The sequence below is a fragment of the Butyrivibrio proteoclasticus B316 genome (assembly GCF_000145035.1).
In the GTDB taxonomy this organism is placed as follows: Bacteria; Bacillota; Clostridia; order Lachnospirales; family Lachnospiraceae; genus Butyrivibrio; species Butyrivibrio proteoclasticus.
Genome location: NC_014387.1, coordinates 384,159 through 407,264, shown reverse-complemented (window position 1 = coordinate 407,264; position 23,106 = coordinate 384,159). Strand labels below are relative to the sequence as shown.

Genomic DNA, 23,106 nt, shown 5'->3' with positions numbered 1-23,106 from the left:
TATACAAAATGACAGCCTAAAATTAGACGTCGTTTATTTAATGTGAGCATTAATTGATTAGGAATAGCAATATTTGATAAGAATGATTTTTTAGAAAATGTTATTATTTTATAGACAATTATTGACAGTGTGGTTATTTATGGTTGTAATAGCGTTCGCAATATTTTAGCAAATGGGGTGCATGATATTGCGCAATACTCATATTGAGTATCGTCACCGCTACCAGTTGTTATTTGATTTAAGGGAGGGAATCACAATGGTCAAACAATCAGGCAGCAATGTAACTTTGGATTATTACCAGCAGAACACTGATTTCAGTTCCCGTGTACTTGATGGTAATAATGAGAAATCTATTTTCCCTAAGGATAGTTCGATCAGAATCTGGTATAACGAACAGACTTATGACTATCCGTCTCATTGGCACAACGCCCTGGAGATCATCGCTCCAATCGATAATTATTACGATGTAGAAATCGAGGGAGAAATACACAGGGTCAAGGCCGGAGAAATTGTTTTTATTCCACCGAGAAAATCTCATTATCTGCACGCTCCAAGTTCAGGAAGCAGATATGTATGTCTTTTTGATATAGACTTCTTTTCATCAATGAGAGGCTACTCAGGACTTATGAATATGCTCAATGACTGTATTCATATCACTCCTGAAACTTATGCTCCTATATATAATGAAATAATGGGTCTTTTTTCTCAGATTTGGAACGAGTATTTCCAGAAAACAGAGTTCTATGAGTTTTCTATTTATTCACATCTCTTCCAGATCATGACTATCCTCTCAAGGTATAAGCTCAACAAGATCAATCTTTTCACTGAGTCTACACCTGTTAAGAGAAGAGAATACTTCGAGAAGCTCAATACAGTTATTGACTATATCGACGAAAACTATGCTTATGATATAACTCTTGAAGATGCTGCTTCTTACAGCGGTTTCTCCAAGTTCCACTTCTCAAGGCTGTTCAAGGAATACATGGGATGTACTTTCTATGATTACCTTATCGGCCAGAGGATCAAGGCAACTGAATTGCTTCTGACAAGAGATGATCTGTCAATCACTGATATAGCACTGCAGTCCGGATTCTCAAGCATTTCTACTTTTAACAGAACCTTCAAGCTCAAAAAGGGTTGCACACCTGGTGAGTATCGTTCATTATTCTCAGGGGGTCTTGGTAAAGAAAAAGGTGATGTCTCCGCCAAGGTGGCAAAGTGATTCTCGCCTGTATATATAAATTTGCTCACGTCGTTTTCGTGTAAATTCATTGTAAATATCAAATCGGTTTGAATTCCTATGGTTCAAAATCAGATGAACCCAAAACAGGAATCCAAACCGATTTTCTATTCACTAATGAATTATTCACTCAATCCGAATGATTCGCAAATTTACATATCTACAGGCTTATTCTCATTTTGCGCCTGACTTCGACATGCGTTTAAAAGCTAGAATTGATATTTGCATGTATTCTAGATCATGCACTTGCCATCGCTCTTTCCATTTTGCTCTACTTGGATTTCTATCTTGTTTTTTATTTTGTTTTCTATTTTGTTTTCTATTTTGCGCCTGACTTCGACATGCGTTTAAAAGCTAGTTCGCTCATCGTGCTATCCAGGAATATACGTCATATGCTTCACCTGCGTATACGAAGTATACGCTGTGCTCGCCGGTTACAGGCTCTGCAAATTCTGCAACAGCTTTTACTCCATCAGCTTTTTCGTTTGGAATAACAGCATAGCCAACAGCCTCTGCTGATGGGCTATCAAGACATACCTTGATAGCTCCGCGATAGTCGCTATCTGTATTTGTCTCTTTAACATCCACAGTAAACTCTATTTCTTTTGCTCCATCAGATCCAAAGTCAGCACCTGAAACGCTTGTCCATGCTCCGTCAGATATTCCTGTGAGGATCATGTCTCCTGAACCGCTCTTTACAGCACTTTCTCCGTACTGTTTGGTGCTGATACCGGCAGCATTTGAAAGTGTCACAGCCTTTACTTCTGTATAGGGGTCGAAAGGCTTAAGCTGTGGAACACCTGCTCTTGTGCCTGTGCTCTTGGATGGTTCATTATTATCATTAATTACAAGTTTATCTACATTAGTGCTGCGATATCCGCCGTTAACTCCAAGCTTTTCCTCAAGAATTCTTGAATGATATGTGATGTAATACTCACCATTAAACTCAAACATGCAATGATGATTATTTCCGCCAAGGCCAAAGAATCTCTCAGGGTTCTTAAGAACTGCGTTACATCTCTCAAAAGGTCCCATAGGTGAATCAGACTTCATTGTAACAATTTCGCCTGATTCAAAGCCAAGCTCTGCTGTTGCTTCCGGAGTTACATTAAAGTTTGAGCAGTATGAATAATAGTAAGTATCACCGATCTTATTGATTCCTGAGTCTTCAAACAGGTAGTCAACATTTTCAATTGCAATAGGATCACCATCAAGGCTCATCATATCTTCGCCAAGCTTGCATACTCTTGCTGTTCCCGGGTTTGAGGCCTTGTCAGGAGAAGGAACTCCGCCACCAACATAAATGTAGGCTGAACCGCCATCATCCATAAGGACTGCCGGATCAAAGAGCCATGTTACTTCTGCACAGTTTGGTGTTTCTCTAGAAATAAGCGGGCCTCCAATCTCATCAACGAAAGGTCCTTCCGGTGAATCTGATGAGAGAACTCCTATTCCATTTCCGTTATTAGCAAAGTATAAAAAGAACTTATCCTTGCCATCTATGTTCTTGTAAGCTGCTGCAGGCGCCCATGAATTTGGTCCCCAGCTCGCTGCACCTTTACTTCCTGCAGCATATACTGTTCCGTGGTCAGTCCAGTTAACAAGATCATCAGATGAAATAACGCATATTGTATTGATATTGCCATATGTATTTTCTTTTACCGAACCATCTGCATTGTATGAAGGCTTATCTCCTGTCATGTAGAGATATACTCTTCCGTTGTATACAAGTGCATATGGGTCAGCGCCATATCTCTGAGTCATAACCGGGTTATGATCGGTTATTGGCTTAGCACTTTTCTGAACGCTGATATCCTGAAAGATTTCCTCAGGATTTACAGTTGTAATATTATCGCTTTTCATTTCTACAGTCTCCTCTGCTTTTGTTTCTATTAGTTCTCCATGAGAACCGCAGCCAGTGATCAGAAGGCCCGCAGCCAATGCTGCACTAATAGTTCTAGTCAGGCTCTTCATTGCCCATACCTCCCGTAGTTCATTGTTTTCATAATTGGCTTGACACTTTCTCAAGTAATGCTAAATCTTCCAACAGGCTTACAGAATTTCTCCACATTCACCAGTTTGGGTATTAAAAATATAAAGGTTACAAACTAACCTTATCCACCAAAAAGTTGCTGATTTAATATCGCAAATTGCGAAAGGCCCAAAGATAGCAAATCATGAAAAAGAAAACGCAATTTTTAGGAAATAACAGATAACCTGCAACTTAGCAAAGATTCGAGAATATGTAGCAAGAATTCGGTGGATAGAGCTTATGGGAAAAGATACATTTATATTGAGTAATCAGCATGAATACTGATAATTCGAGGAATTGCATTATGTTATTTTGATGTTTTATAGCAAATATTTTATTGGGGAGAATAATACAAATGCTAAGAGAAACTACTGTTAAAAATGGTAAGGTGAGAGGCCTTGCCGGAACTGATCCCAGAATTACTGTATATAAGGGAATTCCTTTTGCAGCCAAGCCAATTGGCGAAAACAGGTGGCGTGCACCTCAGCCATGTCCTGACTGGGATGGAGTTCTTGATGCTTACAATTTCGGTCCTATTTCCTATCAGGACAGACCCGGCATGGGAACAGATATCTACTGCAGAGAATGGCATGTAGATCCAAGCGTCACTCTTTCTGAAGACTGCCTGTATCTCAATATCTGGACACCTGCCAAAAAAGAAGGCGAAAAGCTTCCTGTTCTTGTATGGTACTTTGGCGGCGGATTCCAGTGGGGCTATACATCAGAAATGGAATTTAACGGTGAGCAGCTTGCCAAAAGAGGCATCGTAGTTGTGAGTGTTGCGTACAGACTCAATTGTTTTGGTTTCCTTGCTCACAAGGATATTACTGCTGAAGCTCCGGATGCTCCAGCAAACTTTGGTCTTATGGATCAGTGTGCAGGTCTTAACTGGGTTCACGACAATATTGCCGCCTTTGGTGGAAATCCTGATCAGATCACTATCGCCGGCCAGTCTGCAGGTGGATCAAGTGTAATGCATCAGTTAACACATAAAGGCAATGAGAAACTCATAAAAGGTGCTGCTATCTTTAGCGGAATCATCAGACTTGCTGATCCAAAGGATGATATCTTTAAGCCTCTGAACCTTGAAAAGGCTGAAGATCTCGGTGCTCAGTTCTTTGAAAGTCTTGGAGTAAAGAGCCTTGAAGAAGCCAGAGCTCTTTCTCAGGAAGAAGTATTTGACGGCTACAACCGTTTTGTTAAGGATCATCCAAGAATGTTCCCTATTCAGGATGGTTCATTTTGTGAAGGTGACCCGGTACAGCTATTCATTGACAGGAAATGTGCTGACGTTCCTGTTATTGCCGGAAATACTACTGATGAGTTTTCTTTTGCAGGAGTTAACAGCGTTGAGCTTTCTGTCAAAACTGTTTTTGAAGCCGCCGATAAGAATGCGCCTTCACAGAAGTTCTATTACTATAGATTTGATCCTGAAATCCCAGGAGACGGAAATCCAGGCGACAGCTACCCAGGCACTTTCCACTCCTGCGATCTGTGGTTTTTCTTTGGTTCGCTGGATAAATGCACACGTCCCTACACAGGCAAACAGTTAGATCTTGCAAGGCAGATGTGTGACTATTTTGCTAATTTCATTAAGACCGGTGACCCTAATAATAATGGTGGAAATGACTTCCTTCTTAGAAGCGAGAACTATGAGAATGTTCACAGAAGTGCAGTTACAGGTTGGGACTGCGATAATTTGGTTTCAATTGACGAACTGTCTCCAGAAAAAGTTGGCATAGATTATGTCTGCAGAGACAAGGCTTCTCTCCCTGCATGGGCTCCATACAAAGTCGATAACCGTTATGAGATGGAGTTTCTCTCAAATGGTGCAAGGCCTAAATTCGAGGGCGGAATCAGACAAGGCAGCAAGAAACAGGCTGTTAACCCTTATCTTCCATCCTGGGAATATATTCCTGACGGAGAGCCTTATGTATTTAACAACCGTGTTTATGTGTATGGTTCTCATGATCTGTGGCAGGGTGAAACCTTCTGCCTTGGCGATTATGTAACCTGGTCGGCTCCTATTGATGATCTTGGCAACTGGCACTACGAGGGAGTTATCTATCCTAAGACTGCAGATCCTCTTAATAAGGAAGGCCGCATGTGCCTGTATGCTCCTGATGTAACAGTAGGTCCCGACGGACGCTACTATTTGTATTATGTCCTCGACAGAGTATGCGTTGTTTCAGTTGCTGTTAGTGATACTCCTAATGGACCATTTAAATTCTATGGCTATGTCCACTATGAGGATGGAACAAGACTCGGCGAAAAAGAAGGCGATGAGCCTCAGTTTGACCCAGGTGTACTTACTGAAGGAGATAAGACATATCTTTTCACAGGCTTCTGCGGACAGGGCGATAAATCAAGACATGGCGCTATGCTTACTGTTCTTGATAAAGATATGTTCACGATTACAAGAGCTCCCGAGTTCGTTGCTCCGGGTAACTGCTATAGTGAAGGAACCGGATATGAAAATCATGCCTTCTTTGAAGCTCCTTCTATCAGAAAGCACGATGACACATATTACTTCATCTATTCTTCTGAAGTTTGCCATGAGCTGTGCTACGCAACTTCCAAGGATCCTCTTGGCCCTTACAAGTATGGCGGCGTGATTGTCTCTAACTGTGACCGCGGAATTGACAGCTACAAGAAAGCTGATGATGCAACAGCTTACGGTGCTAACAACCACGGAAGTATTGTTCAGATTGGTGATGATTGGTATATCTTTTACCATAGACATACAAATGGAACATGGTTCAGCCGTCAGGGCTGCGCAGAGAAGATCAAATTTGAGGCAGATGGCTCGATCAAGCAGGTTGAGATCACATCCTGTGGTCTTAACGGTGGTCCTCTCTCAGATGTCGGCGAGTATCCTTCATACATTGCCTGCAATATCTTCACAAAAGAGCATGTGGCTTATGTTGAGTCATCTGTTCCAAGGGTAGTTCAGGAAGGTGCTGACGGAGATGCTAATCCGGGATATATCAAGGCTATCGTTGATGGCACTACTGTAGGATTTAAGTATTTTGATGTTAAGGGAGCTACGGGTCTTAGAATCAAGACCAGAGCTTACTTTGACGGAGATTTCGAGGTTAGAACATCTCTTGATGGAGAGGTTCTTGGTAAGATTCACGGCGTAAATTCAAATATGTGGGAATCAAATGAATGCACGTTTGACGCACCTCTCACCGGGGTTCATGCACTGTATCTGACATACTGCGGCACAGGAAACGCCTCCCTTAAGAGTATTGAATTTCTCCACTGATTAGACGATAGTTCTGCGGCATGATCTATAGCAGGATACACAGGTCTGTACTCGCGTATCCACGCTACTAGCCCATGCTCGCAGAACTTTTTTAACCTCCATTAGCGCTTACGACATTCTTTTTAAGCACCGAAACTTCTCAAGTTTTCAATCTTTCTATATCCCAGAAATACACAAGAGCGAATAAATCTGATAAAATTACAAGGGCAAAGGCTCAATAATGCTAGCTTCGAGCGATAACAATACAAATAATAGCTGCCTACAACCGGCATAACAACACTACAGATATGGAGACACAATTATGACAGCTGAAGAACTATGGGCAGAATTTTGCTCAAAGAAAAATGTAGATATTAACACTCCTTATGAGGCGTGGAGCTTTGGAGGCTCAGGAGATAATATTGCAGATAAGCTTGCTAATCTTGTAAAAGAAGGAATTAAATTCGGAACAGCAAGTAGTTATGACCAATATGAATTAGAAGATGCACTAGATGAACTTCCTAAGATTGGGGATTATAGTGTAATACTTGATGGTAATGATGAAGCAGTCTGCGTTATCAGAGATTATGATGTATATGTCAGACCCTTCAATGAGGTAACACCTTTCCACGCTTACGCAGAGGGCGAAGGTAACAGGTCTTTACAGTACTGGCGAGAGGTGCATAAAGAGTTTTTTGAAGAGGAACTTGAGGGAACAAAAAATTCTTTTACCGAAGATATGCGGGTTATATGCGAGAAGTTTTCTCTAGAGTACGTTCCGGGAAAGGATACAGAACAGGATCTTTTATTTGCCGAACCATCAATGGATTTTGCAGACGAAATTGTTGCCTATAGAAAAGAAATGCTAGAAGCAGGCTCAAGCTTCGATGGGTGCTTTTCTATGAAAAAACATGAAGATGTTAAGGACTTTATTGAGCACTGCAAAGGGTGGTCTAATCCTAGCAGGGAAGCAGATGAACACGGAGCCTGGGGCAACGTTATTCTGGTGATCAGAAAATCCGACCACAAAATGGTAGGCTGCATGCAGGTTCACAATGTTCTTACCGACAGAATGAAAAAGTATACAGGTCATGTAGGCTACAGCGTGCGTCCATCAGAAAGAAGAAAAGGCTACGCAACTAAAATGCTGGCAAAAGCCTGCGATTTCCTAAGTAGCTTTGGATTTGATGAAATTAGTGTAAGCTGCCTTCCAGACAATGAGGCCAGCAGGAAAGTAATCCTGGCAAATGGCGGCGAGTACATTGAAACAGTATTCTTAGAAGAAGATAATGTCCATCTTGAAAGATACAGAATTCATGCTGAAAGTGAGGTATAGAATGCACAAACTCAAATTAGTTTCTAAGTTAATGATACCAATGATAGCCGCAGGTTTACTTGTTGGATGTGGCAATTCCTCAGAGGCCGATAAAGCAAATGGCTCTGCAGCTAGTAGTTCCGCTATCGCAGAGGCTGGTCCTGCAAGCAGCAGTGTTGACAATACTACCGAAGATACTTCTAATAATACAGCAGAAACAGAGGCTACCTCTGAATCCGCTAACACATCATCAACAATTGAAGAAGATATTCCTATAGAAATCAAAGGTATTACTGAGAGGAGCGATGAGATGCGTGATATTTCTGCAAAAGAGCTAGTGGCTGAGATGACAGCAGGCTGGAATCTTGGAAATACACTTGAAGCTACAGGCGACGCCGGGCTTTCCTCAGAGACAAGCTGGGGCAATCCTATGGTTACCAAGGAGCAAATAGATGCAGTATGCGAAAAAGGCTTTGATTCCATCCGAATTCCTGTCACATGGGGAAATCACGTAAGTGAAGCCCCTGACTATACTATAGATCCGGAGTGGATGGACAGGGTTGAGGAAGTTGTTAACTACGCTCTTGATGATGGCATGTACGTTCTGATAGACTCCCACCACGAGGAATCCTGGAGAATTCCTGACGAAGAGCATATTGAAGCTGTTGATGCAGAGAATATTGCCATTTGGAAACAAGTTGCCGAGAGATTCAAGGATTACGGAGACCACCTGATATTTGAGGGACTTAATGAGCCCAGAATAAAGGGAAGTGCAGACGAATGGAATGGAGGAACTTACAGCGAAAGACTTCTCGTGAACAGACTCAATAAGTCTTTTGTTGATACAGTACGCGCCACTGGCGGCAATAATGAAAAAAGACTTCTCCTTATCACCACTTATGGAGATTCACATCTTCCGGGAGCCATCACTGCTCTTGAAATCCCTGAAGATGAGCATATCGGTGTTGCTATACATGCCTATGAGCCTTATGCTTTCACCTACGAAAGTGGTGAGAGCTGGGAGCTCTTTAAATGGGACGGAAGTCACAACGGAGACATTATCAAGGTTATGTACCGTCTCGACTCAACATTTATATCAGAAGGCATTCCTGTTCTTCTAACAGAATACGGCGCTGTAAATAAAAATGAGAATACAGACGAAGTTGTTAAATGGACTGAATCTTATGTTTCAGCAGCAACTAAGAGAGGCATCCCCTGCTTTTGGTGGGACAACGGAATCTATGATCAGCAGGGCGAAAAATTTGCAATCTTTGATCGCAAAAATCTGTCATGGTACAGGGAAGAAGTTGTAGATACTATCATCCGCGAAAGTTACAGTAAATAATTCGCAGTTACTATCATCCGCGAAAGCTACAGTAAATAATTTGCAGTTACTATCATCCGCGAAAGCTACAGTAAATAATTTGCAGTTACTATCATCCGCGAAAGCTACAGTAAATAATTTGCAGTTATTATCATCACACATTATTTATTAAGGAAACTGCAGAAGAGTTTTGTACATTGGATTGTACAAAACTCTTTTTATGTAAAAAAACTTGTGTTATAATCTGTTTAATTTGGAGCTGTTAGCAATGCGAAACAAGCTCCCGTATAATCGAATAATGGACTTGATAAAGATCAGCCCAGAGGAGGAATTTAGATGAGTACTAGAATCGGAATTTTAGGATATGGTAACCTCGGAAGAGGTGTTGAACTTGCTGTAAAAGAAGCCCCTGATATGGAGCTCGTTGCAGTATTTACCAGAAGGGATCCATCTTCTCTCAAGATACAGACAGCAGGCGTACCGGTTGTTTCTGTTAATGATGTAGCAGATTGGACTGATAAGATCGATGTTATGATTCTCTGCGGAGGAAGTGCTACAGATCTTCCTACTCAGACTCCTGAGTATGCTAAGCTTTTCAATGTTGTTGACAGCTTTGACACTCACGCAAGAATCCCTGAGCACTTTGCAAATGTTGATGCTTCTGCAAAAGAGGCAGGCAAGATCGCTGTTATTTCCTGCGGTTGGGATCCAGGAATGTTCTCACTTGCAAGAGTTTACTCAAATGCTATTCTTCCTGATGGCAATGACTATACATTCTGGGGCAAGGGTGTTTCACAGGGACATTCAGATGCAATCCGTCGTATCAAGGGTGTTAAGAATGCCAAGCAGTACACTATTCCTGTAGACGCAGCTCTTGAGGCAGTTAGAAGCGGCCAGAATCCTGAGCTTACAACTCGTCAGAAGCACACAAGAGAATGCTTTGTAGTTCTCGAAGAAGGTGCAGATGCTGCAGCTGTAGAAAAAGAGATCAAGGAGATGCCTAACTATTTTGCTGATTATGATACAACAGTTCACTTCATCAGCGAAGAAGAGCTCCTTACAAACCACAGCGGAATGGCTCACGGCGGTTTCGTATTCAGAAGCGGTAAGACTGGTGTTAACAAAGAGCACAACCACATCATTGAATATAGCCTCAAGCTTGATTCTAACCCTGAGTTTACCACTAGCGTTCTTGTAGCAGTTGCTAGAGCAGCTAAGAGAATGCAGGATGAGGGCATGAAGGGATGCAAGACAATCCTTGATATCCCACCGGCATACCTTTCAGATAAGAGCGGCGAAGAGCTCAGAGCTCACCTGCTGTGATATGTAGCATTTTTCAGCACACTTACTAATATGAGCATTCATATATTTGTTTTTTGTCTGCTTCGTAAATGAGCAATTATTAAGACACCCTTGCAAGTGCTTGGGTGTCTTTTTTAATCTCAAACTGTTATACTAATTTATGCTGATCTTATTGCAAGCAGTAGTTTTATTTATTGGGGTGGTGCATGTGATATATCAATAGATCAGCTGAAGTTTTCACACGCACCGGGAGGTTTTCTAATGTCTAAAGTTAAGTTTCATTTACCGGGGTTACGCTACAATTACCCGCTGAACATGTTCTGGCTGAACATGATGAAGCAGTATCCACATTATTTCAGAGAGGGTGTTGAAATTGCTTCATTTTTTGGGTGTTTCCCATTTTCTCTTTGGAACGGGGGACGTCTTATAACTGATGACCAGTGCGATGCCGGCTTTGTTAAGCATGTCATCAGCAGTATTAATGCGCAGGGAATTCCTGTTCGTTTCACTTTTACTAATCCGCTTATCAAGGAAGAAGATCTTGATGATGAATTCTGCAATTTCTGCATGAAGGCCGGAGATAATGGCAAGAATGAAGTACTTGTCTTTTCCCCGATTCTGGAAGAATACATCCGCAAGAACTACCCTTCCTACAAGATAGATTCCACAACCTGCAAAGAGATCAGGGATGTTGATACTCTGAATAAAGAGCTGGAGAAGGATTATAAATACGTCGTTCTTGACTACAACATGAATAATCAGTGGGATATCATCGAAGGCCTTCAGCACAAGGAAAAGCTCGAAGTTCTGATAAACGCCCTCTGCGTTCCTAACTGTAAGAGACGCGGCGATCACTACAAGAATATAGCTCTTAATCAGGAGATAATGCGTGAGAACAAGACTCTTCCTCCTGAAAAGAAAAAGCACATCATTCCATGGACCTGTGAATACGGAGATAAGAATAATCTCTACACAATCCAGGATTACTGCACTTTCGTTTCTCCTGAACTTATCTGGGAAAAATATGTTCCAATGGGAATCAACAATTTCAAGATTGAAGGAAGAACTGCCAACCTCTTCTCTCTTATTGAGACTTATTGTTTCTTTATGATCAAACCTGAATACGTGGGTGAAGTAAGACTCCTTCTTCTGCACAACCTTGAGAGAAATCACTTTATTCAAGTTAACAAGCCAAGACCGGGAGTATTTAAGCAGTAATAGTAAAACCAGAATTAATCAAATCATTACTGATTAATTCTGGTTCTTTTATAGTCACATGATTTCATCGTCCGGTGCTGATCAGTTGTTCCTTCTGTTTCCTCGTCAGCTGCTTAATGTGCCACTCTCTGCTCTGAGCTTCTTCTTTGGTCTCAAACTCTTCATAGTACACAAGCTTAACAGGAGTCCTTGCCCTGGTATATTTACCACCTTTTCCGGCATTATGCGTCTCAACTCTTTTCTCAAGGTCATTCGTCCAGCCGCAGTAATAGGTGCCATCGGCGCACTCCAATATGTAAGTGTAATTCTTTTTCCCCGTATCCATAGTCGCTACCAATCATCTAACCAAGTTACTTACTAATACATTACATAACCAGTTTGATGTCTCTATAATATCCACATAAAATCTGCAGTAGATGAACACCTTTTAAATAGTTCAATTCAAGAAGTCTGCAAATTCGCTTACACTTTTGAAAACATAAGGTGTATTTGCTCTCATATGCTGCTCATTCTCAGGAATATCAAAGCACCAGCATGCAGCGGCAAAGTCGATACCTGCTGCCTTTGCCATGTCAAGGCCTGGTTTGAGATCATCGATCATCAGGATGTCTTTTGGCTCAAGGTTAAACTTTTCCTCAATCTTATAAATCGGAACGGGAGCCGGCTTTCTCTCCTCAAGAGGCTGCTCCCATCCAAAGATAATATCAGGCTTTGGAAGTGCGTTATGCTCGTAATCTCTTAGGATATTCTCAGCGTAAGAATGTGACACTACAGCAATATAGCCGCCTTCAGCCTTCTGGCGCTCCATTATCTCTTTTATCCCCGGAAAAGCATCTGCTACATGAGTTCTGGCATACTCATACCAGAAAATCTCTTCCTCTTTCATTTCTTCATCTGAAAGCCCGCACATTTCCTTAAAAAACTCCAATACTCCGGGATAAAAGTTGTATTTAACATATTCCTCCAAAGAATAATTGATCTCCGGATGATACCTTTTCATGTACTCCACAAAGCTGGGATAATGTATGGTTGCAGTGCTGTTAACTGTTGTATCATCATGGTCAAAGACCAGACATTTATATTTCATGTTACTCTCCCCTGTCGACTAATTATACAAAACTCTTTTCTTATAATATGATATACGAATTGCTCCATGATATCATTGTTTATCGTTTCAGCAGTAGTCCCTGCATCTTCTCAATAATATCCTCCGTATCTGCAAGGAGTTTTTGTTCTGCCTTGGTCGGATTCTTGTCCTTGTCATAAGTATAGACAAAAACCGGCACTCCGGCAGCATGGAAGGCCATCTTGCCCTTGTAGCTTGCGACAAATCCCGGAATCTTGCCGGAATCAATCTTGGCATTTGGACTTATCTTTATCTCAATCTTGCCGTTTCCGCCCTTGATCTCCGGAATATAGAGCGCATGCGCTCTTGTTCGCAAAAGAGATATGCGAAGAAGGTTGATCGCTGTCTCCGGAACTTCTCCGAATCTGTCTATGAGCTCGTCCTTCATATCATCACACTCACCCTGATTCTCAAGGCTGGCAATTCGCTTGTATATCTCAAGCTTCTGCTCCTCATTAAGGATGTAGTTATCCGGAATAAAGGCACTTACGTCAAGGTCAATACTGGTGTTGATATCATCAAGTGTATAATCCCCGTCAGTATCATCACTCTTTTTGTGTCTGACTGCTTCTCCCAACATCTTACAGTACAGATCATATCCTACAGCCTGCATATGTCCTGACTGTTTTCTTCCAAGAAGACTTCCGGCACCTCTGATCTCAAGGTCTCTCATGGCAATCTTAAAGCCGGAGCCGAGGTCTGTGAATTCACGGATAGCAGATAATCTCTTTTCCGCTACCTCTTTTAACATCTTATCCTTCTTGTACATAAGGAAGGCATAAGCAGTTCTGTTGGAACGTCCAACTCGGCCACGGAGCTGATAGAGCTGTGATAATCCCATCTTGTCGGAATCGTGAATGATCATGGTATTTACATTAGGAATATCAAGTCCAGTCTCGATAATTGTAGTCGATACCAGAACATCAATAGTTCCGTCAATGAAATCGTACATGATACGCTCAAGCTCTGACTCTTTCATCTGTCCGTGGGCAAAAGCAACGTTAGCCTCAGGGACAAGCTTCTGTATCTGAGCGGCAACATCAGCAATAGTATTTACTCTGTTGTAAACATAGTAAACCTGGCCGTTTCTGGCAAGTTCTCTTGCTATAGCTTCTCTTATGAGCTCGTCATTATACTCCATAACATAAGTCTGAATAGGCATTCTGTCATTAGGAGCTTCCTCAAGAACGCTCATTTCGCGGATACCCACAAGTGACATATGAAGTGTTCTTGGAATAGGCGTTGCGGAGAGCGTCAGTACATCGATGTTTTCTTTTAATGTCTTGAGTTTTTCTTTATGGGTTACGCCAAAACGCTGCTCCTCATCTACAATCAGAAGTCCAAGATCCTTATACTGAACATCCTTGGATAAAAGTCTGTGCGTTCCTATTACAATATCTACAAGACCTTTTTTAAGGTCTACTATAGTTTTCTTCTGCTCGGCTGCAGTCCTGAATCTGGACATGAGGTCCACTCTTACCGGGAAGTCCCTCATTCTCTCGGAAAAAGTATTGTAGTGCTGCTGCGCAAGGATAGTCGTCGGGACGAGAACAGCAACCTGCTTGCCATCCTGAACTGCCTTAAAAGCTGCTCTTATGGCAATCTCGGTTTTGCCAAAGCCAACATCACCGCAGACCAGTCGGTCCATGATGATGCCAGACTCCATGTCACGTTTGGTATCTTCTATGGCTGTAAGCTGATCATCCGTTTCCTGATACGGAAATGCATCCTCAAATTCCTGCTGCCAGACTGTATCCGGACTAAACTGATGTCCCTTGGCTTCCTGACGTTTTGCATAGAGCTCTACAAGGTCCTGAGCTACCTCTTCAACTGCTGCCTTGACCTTACTCTTAGTGTGGCTCCACTCCACGCTTCCAAGCTTATTAAGCTTGGGCTTATGTGTAGTCTCGCTGTCATCTCCGCCTGATGCATATTTCTGTATAACACCAAGGCCTGTTGCAAGAACATAGAGATTTCCACCATCTCCATACTCAATCTTGATATAATCCCTTACAACATGGTCTGTTTCAATCTTCTCTATGCCTCTGTAAATTCCAAGGCCGTGGTCCTCATGTACCACATAGTCGCCAATCTTAAGGTCTGAAAAGCTTGATATCTTCTCGCCCTGATACTCGCTCTTTTTCTTCTTTTTGCGCTTCTTGACATGCTCTGTGAAAATATCACTCTCTGCAATTACCGCAAACTTTATCTCAGGATACTCAAAGCCCTTAAGTATCCTCCCATAATAGGTCATGATCTCTCCGGGCTTAAGGACACGTCCAGGATCTTCACTGTAAAAGGCTGTGACAAGGTTATCCCTTAAATCATCTACGATTCTCTTAGCTCTTGTTCTTGAACCGGATAGTATCAGGACTCTGTAGCCCTCTTTAACATACTTTTTAAGATCTGAAACAAGTGACTCAAAGCTGTTATTATAAGGGGCTATACTCCTTGCCCTTATATCCCAGGTCTTCTCAGGTTCAAAAAGATTCTGTGATTTTGGCATCTGAAGCGCTGAAATCAGCACTCTTCTTCCATTTCCCATTCTTGCAATACAGTTATCTATGGAATAAAGAAGATCCATCTGCCCCGGAAGCGTATATCCTTTTTCCGCCCTGTGGGTCATACTCTCTTTAAACTCGGTCTCTACCGCCCAGGCATGCTCCTGAACCCTCTGAGGTTCATCTATGAAAATGCAGCTCTTTCCCTTGGGGAACATTTCCTGCATTGTAACTGTATCCGGGTAAAAGTATCTTATGTAGCTCTCAAGATTTACAAGGGACTTAAGTTCAAAGAGCTGCTCTCGCAGTTCCTCGGTCTGAGTCTTGAGCTGATGAGCTTCCTTGGTCTTAAACTCAGAGCGAAGAAGCTCCACTCTTTTATCTGTATCCTCCTGGATCCTGTCCATTCCTTCAGACAAAAGCTGCTCAGTCAGAATAATTTCAGAGGCAGGATAAATCTCGATAGATTCAAGCTTCTCAAGAGATCTCTGGGATAAAATGTCAAAGCTTCTGATGGACTGTATCTCATCTCCCCACAGTTCAATACGGAATGGATTCTCCTCCGTCAGGTCAAAGACATCCACAATATCACCACGAACAGAGAATTCGCCCGGACCCTCGACCTGGTAGTTCCTGATATACCCCATGGTTGTAAGACGTTTTGCTATCTCTATTTCATCGATAGGCTTGTGCTTATCTATTTCCAGAATGTTATCCCTGATAATCTCCGGTCTGATCTGAGGGGCCATCAACGCTGCAAAAGTAGTTACTACTGTAACAGGCCTTCCTTCCAACAGCCTTCTCATGGTGCGGATACGCTGTCTTACTATCTCATTACTGTGGACATCCGCCTGGTAAAAGATAAGGTCTTTGGCGGGATATACTGTGACATTCCTGTCATAAAACTTGTAATCCTCATATATCTCTTTTGCCCTCAGGTCTGAGTAGGTTACTATTATCCTGTACTTAAAGCCTGCTCCTATACTGTCTATAAAATGCAGCTTTTGCGAATCGACGCAGCCTGTAACCTCAGCGCAGGCAAAGGGTTTATCCAAATATTCATTTATTTCCTGAAACTGTCTCAGTTCGGTTAATGGAGTTTGAATAGCTCGCATATTCTTTCCTCATATAAAAAGACAAACAGATAGCTTATGACTCTTTTTTCTTAATTGTGTTGTACTTATTCATCGCTGAATCAACACCGGCTGCCATGATCTCTTCAACTGCAGCAACTGCTCTGTCAATTCCTTCCTTGATTGAAACTGCATCCTCACCCTGGAAGGTACCAAGAACCCAGTCTACCATATCCCATTCCTTTGGCTTCTTGCCAACTCCGACACGGACTCTGTTAAACTCACTGTGTCCAAGCTGAGCTATAATGCTCTTAAGCCCGTTATGTCCTCCGGCGCTTCCCTTAGGACGAACTCTGATATTTCCAACATCAAGTTCTACATCATCAGAGATAACTATGAGCTCTTCCTTGGAGTCAACCTTAAAGTAATCGCAGATAGGTCTAATAGCCTCACCACTCAGGTTCATATAGGTAAGGGGCTTAACTAAAATGACTCTGTCATTTCCTATTCTTCCTTTGCCAAATGCAGCTTTGAATTTAGTTTCTGTAAGCTCAATTCCATATTTATCTGAAAGGGCATCAATTGTAGCAAAGCCCACGTTATGTCTTGTCCCAAAGTATTTCTTTTCCGGGTTACCAAGTCCCGCAATAATATACATCTTACCAGTTTCCTCTTCTTTCTCTTTTCCTGATCCAAATATCTTTTTAAAAAATTCAAACATATCTGCCAACTTCCCCGTCTCCCCAAATCTACCCATTTAAGGGCATGCGTATATGCGCCGGATGCATAATAATGCCCCCTGCGTAATTATATAATCGGCTCTGCAATATAATAACATAAGGGGGCTCAGAAATCTAAGCCCCCAAATTATTATTTACTATTTAATTATATACGCTTACTCTACTGTAGCCTCTGCAGAATCCCCCTCTGCAGCTTCATCAGCAGCCTTGTCATAAGCTTCCAATATGGTGTCCTGAAGGACCTTTCTCATATCGGAGTTGATAGGATGTGCAATATCTCTGTACTCTCCATCAGTTGACTTCTTGCTGGGCATTGCAATGAATAAACCTCTCTCGCCCTCAATCACTTTGATGTCATGAACTACAAATTCATTATCAAAAGTAACTGAAACTACTGCACGCATCTTGCCCTGCTTGGTGACTTTTCTTACTCTAACATCTGTTATCTTCATTTGGTAACCCCCTCTTGGTTAGTTAGACTGAAGCTGTCAATTGTTACAGTACGTATCTTTCATTGTTCTCGACGACAACTTTGATGCCGTTATCCTCTTTATAATAAGAGTTAGCCTGGATGGTTCCGTGGCTCTCAACAATGCAATTCTCGATGTGTGAATTATCCCCGATATACACATCATTAAGTATTATGGAGTTTTTGATGTAACAGTTATTTCCGATGAACGCCCCCTTGAATATCAATGAGTCTTCTACAGTACCATTGATAATGCATCCACTGGAGATCAAACTGTTCTTGACGTTAACGCCTACGTTGTATTTGGCAGGTGGAAGGTCTACTACCTTGGTGTAGATTCCCGGATAATCGCGGAAGAAGTAGTTACGTACTTCAGGTTTGAGGAAGTCCATGTTGGTTCTGTAGTAATCCTCAACTGATGCGATATTGTTCCAGTACTCCTTGATCTTGTAGCCATAGATACGTTTCATATCCTTGTATCTTACAAGAATATCTCTAACGAAATCGTATCTCTCCTCTGCCTCAGCTCTCTCGATGAGTTCGATGAGCTGTCTACGTCTGATCACATAGATACCACAGGAAATCGTATTGGATCTTGATACAACCGGTTTCTCTTCGAATTCCTCGATTCGGCTCTCCTCGTTCATACGGATAGTTCCAAATCTCTCTGTATCAATGCTTGCAGGCATATCCTTGCAAACAACTGTGATATCTGACTGCTTCTGAATATGGTACTCAAGCAGTTTAGCGTAATCCATCTTGTATACACAGTCACCTGATGTGATGATCACGTATGGTTCGTGACAACTTCTAAGAAACTCAAGATTCTGTGCTATTGCATCTGCTGTTCCTCTGTACCAGAGATTTCCTGATGCCTTAACTGCCGGAGTAAATACATACAAACCGCCCTGTTTACGTCCAAAGTCCCACCACTTGGATGAGCTAAGATGTGTATTAAGACTGCCTGCGTTATACTGTGTGAATACGGCAACTGTCTGAATGTGTGAGTTGGTCATGTTACTAAGAGCAAAATCAATACTCCTGTAAAAACCTGCCACCGGCATAGCACAAACCGCTCTGCGCTTGGAGAGCTCCTGCATTCTGCTACTGCTACCGCCTGCTAAAATAATGCCAATCGCCCTCATGTCAATCACCTGCCTTATCTAATGTTCTGCCGCTGTCAAGGATTCCATCATGGTAATCCTCCGGAACAGTCTTACCTGAAATCATTGTATTCTTTCCAACCTTAACATTGTCCGGAATAACTGACTTCTCACCGATAGTGCAGAGACCTTCACAATAAATACCGGGCTTGGTCTCGTTCTCTTTTTCCTCGAAGGCTCCGAGTGTAACATTGTTACCAATCTTAACCTTCTCAGCTATGATGCCTTTTTCTATGTTACAGCCCTCGCCAATCTCTGTCTCATTCATGATGATGGAATGGCTGACAACTGTATCCTTGCCAATCTTGACACCTGGTCCGATTACTGAATTGTAAACCTTACCGTAAATCTCGCAGCCTTCACCTACGATACTGCGTTCTATAGCACTTTCAGGGCCAAGATACTGCGGCGGCTGAACATCGCTTGCTGTATATATCTTCCAGTACTCCTCATAGAGGTTAAACTCAGGAACGATATCAATAAGTTCCATGTTAGCTTCCCAATATGATGTGAGTGTTCCAACATCCTTCCAATAGCCATCAAATTCATAAGCATAAAGAGCCTGTCCCTGTTCCTTGCAATAAGGAATGATATGCTTACCAAAGTCAAGTCCTGCCTGATCCTTGTTCTTGATGAGAGCTTCCTTGAGTGCCTTCCAGGAGAAAATGTAGATACCCATAGAAGCAAGGTTGCTACGTGGGTGCTCCGGCTTTTCTTCGAAATCAATAATGCGCTTATTCTGATCAGTGATCATAATACCGAATCTGCTGGCCTCTTCCATCGGAACCGGCATAACAGCAATGGTAGCATCAGCGCCACTTGATTTGTGGAAATCAAGCATTGTCTCATAATCCATCTTATAAATATGATCTCCTGAGAGAATCAATACATAATCAGGATTGTAATTCTCCATATATTCTAAGTTCTGGTAAATAGCATTGGCTGTACCGGTATACCATTCACTGTTGGAGCTCTTCTCGTAGGGCGGTAAGACTGTTACACCACCGAAGTTACGGTCAAGATCCCACGGAATACCAATGCCAATGTGAGAATTGAGTCGAAGCGGTCTGTACTGTGTAAGGACACCTACAGTATCCACTCCTGAATTAATACAATTACTAAGAGGGAAATCGATAATTCTATATTTTCCCCCAAATGATACGGCTGGCTTAGCCATCTTGGCTGTCAGCACGCCTAACCTGCTGCCCTGGCCCCCTGCCAAGAGCATTGCGATCATTTCCTTTTTTATCATGTTCCACCTCGTTGCAAAAAATCGCTTTATTTCCCTACATAAAAGTATATCATAAGATTTGCACAAGTGGCGGCAACATTAATGATTTTTTAAATTTATATTTACTTAATATTTGTTTTTTTGACAATGTCATTATAAGTGCTAGAATATAATCCGTTAAAGAGATATTAATTATAAGAAGAATCGAGGTTCATTTATGTATCAAATAGATTTCAAGACCCCTGTTCATGTGTATTTCATGGGTATTGGCGGAATATCCATGAGCGGACTTGCTCAGATATTAATAGAAGAAAACTTCAAGATTTCAGGCTCTGACAATAAGGAGTCTGATCTTACAAGATCCCTTGAGAAAAAGGGTGTAACAATCTTCTATGGTCAGAAGGCTGAAAATATTCGAAATGCAGGTGATATAGATGTTGTAGTTTATACAGCGGCTGTACATCCTGACAATCCTGAATTTATGGCTGCCAAGGAAGCAAACCTTCCAATGCTCACAAGAGCTCAGCTCCTTGGCCAGATCATGAAGCAGTACAAGCTTCCGGTAGCAGTAGCCGGAACTCACGGCAAGACTACAACAACTTCCATGTTATCCAAGATTCTTCTCGAAGCTGACACAGACCCAACACTTTCAATCGGTGGTATTTTCAAAGATATAGGTGGAAATATCAGAGTTGGCCAGTCAGAATATTTTGTAACAGAAGCCTGTGAGTACACTAACAGTTTCCTCAGCTTCTTCCCTAAGATCAGTATCATTTCCAATATAGATGCTGACCATCTTGATTTCTTCAAAGATCTTGATGACATCAGACATTCTTTTAGAAAGTTTGCCCAGCTCCTTCCGGCTGACGGTACTCTTGTCATCAACGGCGATATTGATAATGTAGAAGAGATCACAGATTCACTTCCTTGCACGATCATTACTTATGGTTCCAGGGACTCTTTTGACTATTATCCAACTGACATAACATACAACGAGCAGGGTAATCCTTCATTTACTGCTCATCTTCCCGGAGGAGAGACTCTTGATATCAGTCTTGCTGTTCCCGGAATCCACAATGTTTACAACGCTCTTGCTTCTATAGCAGTAGCTAATCTCTTTGGTATTTCCAAGGATAACATTGTAGCAGCTCTTTCTGCCTTTGGCGGTACAAGCAGACGTTTTGAGTACAAGGGAGAAATTGGCGGAGTTACGATCATTGACGACTACGCTCATCATCCAACAGAGATAAAGGCAACACTAACAGCTGCCCAGAATTATCCACATAATAAGATCTGGTGTGTATTCCAGCCACATACCTACACCAGGACCAAGGCACTTCTTGATGAGTTTGCAGATGCTCTTTCTCTTGCAGATCACGTGGTTCTAGCTGACATATACGCAGCCAGAGAAACAGATACTCTTGGAATTAGTTCCAGAACTCTGCGAGATAAAATTGTCGCAAATGGACATGAATGTAATTATTTTCCAACAATTGAAAACTTTGGTGAAATAGAAAAATTTCTTTTGCAAAATTGCACTAAGGGAGATTTGTTGATAACCATGGGTGCCGGTGATGTTGTGAAAATAGGGGATGAACTCCTCGGAAAATAAACTTATCCACATTTCCACCATTAATAGGTCAAAATATTAAACGATTTCGGTGGATAACAGCCTAACATTTTCCACTTACTTTTTAAAATGGGTAAGGGTAGATGATTAGGCTGTTTTTTATAATTTTTTTATTAAATAATCCACGTTATCCACATTATCCACAGAAGTGTCCACAATTGGAAACCGCGCATGGGTACTGAATTTCTTCGTCACTTTTTCCAATATCATTTAAAAAATGGTCATGCTATAATTTCAATTGTTCAAGGGAGTGCGAGTGAAAAAAGCTTGATTTACGTCTGACGTCGGATCGGACAGTAATATGACCTCAGAACACCTAAATTTATTTAAGAGGTGATCAGATATATGATGGGGAAGGTAACAATAAGTCATAGTATGGGGGAGGATTCTACCAATGTTTCCAATATTTTCATTGACGAATACATGCAGGATGCAAATGATGCGCAGCTCAAAGTTTACTTGTTTCTACTGCGTATGATGGCATCGAATTTACCAACAAGTGTTCCAGATCTTGCTGATAAATTCAACCACACTGAGAAGGACGTTATACGTGCTCTCAAATACTGGGAGAAAAAAGGTCTCATCAGTCTTGTTTACGATGCAGATCAGAACCTTACCAGTATTCATATGGAAGAAATAGTTACTCACAAGGGTTATGGCAGGAGAAAGGAAGACAGTGTTATCCACGCCCTTCCTCCTATTCAGAAAGCTCCTGTAGCAGAGGTTTCTGAACCTGTATATGAGAAGCCACATTATACAGCAGCTCAGCTTCGAGATTTCAAAGAGACTTCCGGCAGCGGAATCATGTTCATTGCTGAGCAGTATTACGGCAGACCACTTAATCCTTCTGAGATGTCTACAATTTATTATATTCATGATGAACTTAAGTTTAGCGATGAACTTTTGGACTATCTGATGCAGTACTGCGTCGATAATCATAAATCTGATTTCAGATACATGGAAAAGGTTGCCATTAGCTGGAATCAGGAAGGCATCAAAACGCCAAGACAGGCTCGCGCGGAAAGCTATAAGCATGATGGGGACATTATTTCAGTAATGAAGGCCCTGGGTATGGAAAATTCACCAACTGTAACGGAAGGCTCCGTTATCAGTTCGTGGCGTGGGGAGCTAGAATTTTCGATGGATATCATTATGGAAGCCTGCGAACGCACTGTCATGGCCACACAGAAGAATCGCTTGAAGTATTGCGACAGCATTCTTCGTTCCTGGCATAAGAGCAAGGTAACATCAAGGGAGGATATTGCCAGGTTAGACGATGCGCATACCGCTGACCTTCGCAAGAAGAAGGCTAAGGCTTCCGTTTCATCCATCGATGTTAAGGCCCGCTTAGACGAATCATATATTCGTCCTAACGGTTCCCAGAATCATTTCAATCAGTTCCAGCAGAATACATATAATTTTGCTGAACTCGAGTCGAAACTTCTGGACAACTGATATACGTTTCTCTCATGTCTGCCTGGGAATCAGATATGAG

The 23,106-nt window shown here is 41.9% G+C and carries 16 protein-coding genes; 8 read left to right on the top strand and 8 right to left on the bottom strand.

Going from position 1 to position 23,106, the window contains the following annotated elements; genetic code table 11:
* The first annotated feature begins 256 nt into the window (after nucleotides 1-256).
* Complete coding sequence (locus BPR_RS01580) at nucleotides 257-1,222, top strand: helix-turn-helix transcriptional regulator (protein WP_143754243.1); 966 nt, start codon at nucleotides 257-259, stop codon at nucleotides 1,220-1,222.
* Nucleotides 1,223-1,603: 381 nt separating this feature from the next.
* Here BPR_RS01580 and BPR_RS01575 read toward each other — a convergent pair whose 3' ends face one another.
* Entirely contained in the window at nucleotides 1,604-3,214 is a 1,611-nt protein-coding gene (locus BPR_RS01575) for a glycoside hydrolase family 43 protein (protein ID WP_013279707.1), read from the bottom strand.
* A 413-nt stretch (nucleotides 3,215-3,627) separates the two neighbouring features.
* Here BPR_RS01575 and BPR_RS21555 point away from each other — a divergent pair, with 413 nt between their 5' ends.
* The 5 genes from BPR_RS21555 to BPR_RS01550 all read left to right on the top strand — a co-directional run bounded on the left by BPR_RS21555 (nucleotide 3,628) and on the right by BPR_RS01550 (nucleotide 11,678).
* Nucleotides 3,628-6,540 (top strand): carboxylesterase family protein, encoded by a 2,913-nt coding sequence (locus BPR_RS21555; protein WP_013279706.1) that lies wholly within the window; start codon nucleotides 3,628-3,630, stop codon nucleotides 6,538-6,540.
* 301 nt (nucleotides 6,541-6,841) lie between these two features.
* The gene (locus BPR_RS20270) at nucleotides 6,842-7,855 is read left to right on the top strand and encodes a GNAT family N-acetyltransferase (protein ID WP_013279705.1); all 1,014 of its coding nucleotides are present in this window, start codon (nucleotides 6,842-6,844) and stop codon (nucleotides 7,853-7,855) included.
* 31 nt (nucleotides 7,856-7,886) lie between these two features.
* Entirely contained in the window at nucleotides 7,887-9,179 is a 1,293-nt protein-coding gene (locus BPR_RS01560; RefSeq protein ID WP_143754318.1) for a glycoside hydrolase family 5 protein, read from the top strand.
* 315 nt (nucleotides 9,180-9,494) lie between these two features.
* The gene (locus BPR_RS01555) at nucleotides 9,495-10,481 is read left to right on the top strand and encodes a diaminopimelate dehydrogenase (RefSeq protein ID WP_013279703.1); all 987 of its coding nucleotides are present in this window, start codon (nucleotides 9,495-9,497) and stop codon (nucleotides 10,479-10,481) included.
* Nucleotides 10,482-10,721: 240 nt separating this feature from the next.
* Nucleotides 10,722-11,678 (top strand): hypothetical protein, encoded by a 957-nt coding sequence (locus BPR_RS01550; protein ID WP_013279702.1) that lies wholly within the window; start codon nucleotides 10,722-10,724, stop codon nucleotides 11,676-11,678.
* 64 nt (nucleotides 11,679-11,742) lie between these two features.
* Here the strand turns inward: BPR_RS01550 and BPR_RS01545 are convergent, their stop codons facing one another.
* The 7 genes from BPR_RS01545 to BPR_RS01515 all read right to left on the bottom strand — a co-directional run bounded on the left by BPR_RS01545 (nucleotide 11,743) and on the right by BPR_RS01515 (nucleotide 20,002).
* Nucleotides 11,743-12,003, bottom strand: coding sequence for a GIY-YIG nuclease family protein (locus tag BPR_RS01545; RefSeq protein ID WP_042256334.1), 261 nt, complete (start codon nucleotides 12,001-12,003; stop codon nucleotides 11,743-11,745).
* A 111-nt stretch (nucleotides 12,004-12,114) separates the two neighbouring features.
* Nucleotides 12,115-12,765, bottom strand: a complete 651-nt coding sequence (locus BPR_RS01540) for an HAD family hydrolase (protein ID WP_013279700.1) — start codon at nucleotides 12,763-12,765, stop codon at nucleotides 12,115-12,117.
* A 79-nt stretch (nucleotides 12,766-12,844) separates the two neighbouring features.
* Nucleotides 12,845-16,420: a transcription-repair coupling factor gene (mfd, locus tag BPR_RS01535; RefSeq protein ID WP_013279699.1), complete on the bottom strand. Its 3,576-nt coding sequence runs from the start codon at nucleotides 16,418-16,420 to the stop codon at nucleotides 12,845-12,847.
* Nucleotides 16,421-16,454: 34 nt separating this feature from the next.
* Entirely contained in the window at nucleotides 16,455-17,036 is a 582-nt protein-coding gene (pth, locus tag BPR_RS01530) for an aminoacyl-tRNA hydrolase (RefSeq protein ID WP_026662889.1), read from the bottom strand.
* A 237-nt stretch (nucleotides 17,037-17,273) separates the two neighbouring features.
* On the bottom strand, nucleotides 17,274-17,570 hold the full coding sequence (gene spoVG, locus BPR_RS01525) for a septation regulator SpoVG (protein ID WP_013279697.1): 297 nt from the start codon (nucleotides 17,568-17,570) through the stop codon (nucleotides 17,274-17,276).
* Between the two features lie 43 nt (nucleotides 17,571-17,613).
* Complete coding sequence (glgD, locus tag BPR_RS01520; RefSeq protein ID WP_013279696.1) at nucleotides 17,614-18,732, bottom strand: glucose-1-phosphate adenylyltransferase subunit GlgD; 1,119 nt, start codon at nucleotides 18,730-18,732, stop codon at nucleotides 17,614-17,616.
* Between the two features lies 1 nt (nucleotide 18,733).
* Nucleotides 18,734-20,002, bottom strand: coding sequence for a glucose-1-phosphate adenylyltransferase (locus BPR_RS01515; RefSeq protein WP_013279695.1), 1,269 nt, complete (start codon nucleotides 20,000-20,002; stop codon nucleotides 18,734-18,736).
* A gap of 196 nt (nucleotides 20,003-20,198) precedes the next feature.
* On the opposite strand from BPR_RS01515, the gene murC reads away from it, so the two are divergent.
* Together murC and BPR_RS01505 are read left to right on the top strand one after the other, a co-directional pair.
* Nucleotides 20,199-21,593, top strand: a complete 1,395-nt coding sequence (murC, locus tag BPR_RS01510; RefSeq protein WP_013279694.1) for a UDP-N-acetylmuramate--L-alanine ligase — start codon at nucleotides 20,199-20,201, stop codon at nucleotides 21,591-21,593.
* A gap of 363 nt (nucleotides 21,594-21,956) precedes the next feature.
* Nucleotides 21,957-23,066 carry a DnaD domain protein gene (locus tag BPR_RS01505; RefSeq protein ID WP_013279693.1) on the top strand — a complete coding sequence of 370 codons (1,110 nt, stop codon included), beginning with the start codon at nucleotides 21,957-21,959 and terminating at the stop codon, nucleotides 23,064-23,066.
* Nucleotides 23,067-23,106 lie beyond the last annotated feature (40 nt).

Bases quoted from the DNA above. Each gene is read 5' to 3' on its own strand.
- mfd (WP_013279699.1), bottom strand. From the start codon at position 16,420: ATGCGAGCTATTCAAACTCCATTAACCGAACTGAGACAGTTTCAGGAA.
- BPR_RS20270 (WP_013279705.1), top strand. From the start codon at position 6,842: ATGACAGCTGAAGAACTATGGGCAGAATTTTGCTCAAAGAAAAATGTA.
- BPR_RS01540 (WP_013279700.1), bottom strand. From the start codon at position 12,765: ATGAAATATAAATGTCTGGTCTTTGACCATGATGATACAACAGTTAAC.
- BPR_RS01580 (WP_143754243.1), top strand. From the start codon at position 257: ATGGTCAAACAATCAGGCAGCAATGTAACTTTGGATTATTACCAGCAG.
- BPR_RS01550 (WP_013279702.1), top strand. From the start codon at position 10,722: ATGTCTAAAGTTAAGTTTCATTTACCGGGGTTACGCTACAATTACCCG.
- BPR_RS01575 (WP_013279707.1), bottom strand. From the start codon at position 3,214: ATGAAGAGCCTGACTAGAACTATTAGTGCAGCATTGGCTGCGGGCCTT.
- pth (WP_026662889.1), bottom strand. From the start codon at position 17,036: ATGTATATTATTGCGGGACTTGGTAACCCGGAAAAGAAATACTTTGGG.
- BPR_RS01505 (WP_013279693.1), top strand. From the start codon at position 21,957: ATGATGGGGAAGGTAACAATAAGTCATAGTATGGGGGAGGATTCTACC.
- BPR_RS01545 (WP_042256334.1), bottom strand. From the start codon at position 12,003: ATGGATACGGGGAAAAAGAATTACACTTACATATTGGAGTGCGCCGAT.
- BPR_RS01560 (WP_143754318.1), top strand. From the start codon at position 7,887: ATGATACCAATGATAGCCGCAGGTTTACTTGTTGGATGTGGCAATTCC.
- spoVG (WP_013279697.1), bottom strand. From the start codon at position 17,570: ATGAAGATAACAGATGTTAGAGTAAGAAAAGTCACCAAGCAGGGCAAG.
- BPR_RS01555 (WP_013279703.1), top strand. From the start codon at position 9,495: ATGAGTACTAGAATCGGAATTTTAGGATATGGTAACCTCGGAAGAGGT.
- BPR_RS21555 (WP_013279706.1), top strand. From the start codon at position 3,628: ATGCTAAGAGAAACTACTGTTAAAAATGGTAAGGTGAGAGGCCTTGCC.
- BPR_RS01515 (WP_013279695.1), bottom strand. From the start codon at position 20,002: ATGATAAAAAAGGAAATGATCGCAATGCTCTTGGCAGGGGGCCAGGGC.
- murC (WP_013279694.1), top strand. From the start codon at position 20,199: ATGTATCAAATAGATTTCAAGACCCCTGTTCATGTGTATTTCATGGGT.
- glgD (WP_013279696.1), bottom strand. From the start codon at position 18,732: ATGAGGGCGATTGGCATTATTTTAGCAGGCGGTAGCAGTAGCAGAATG.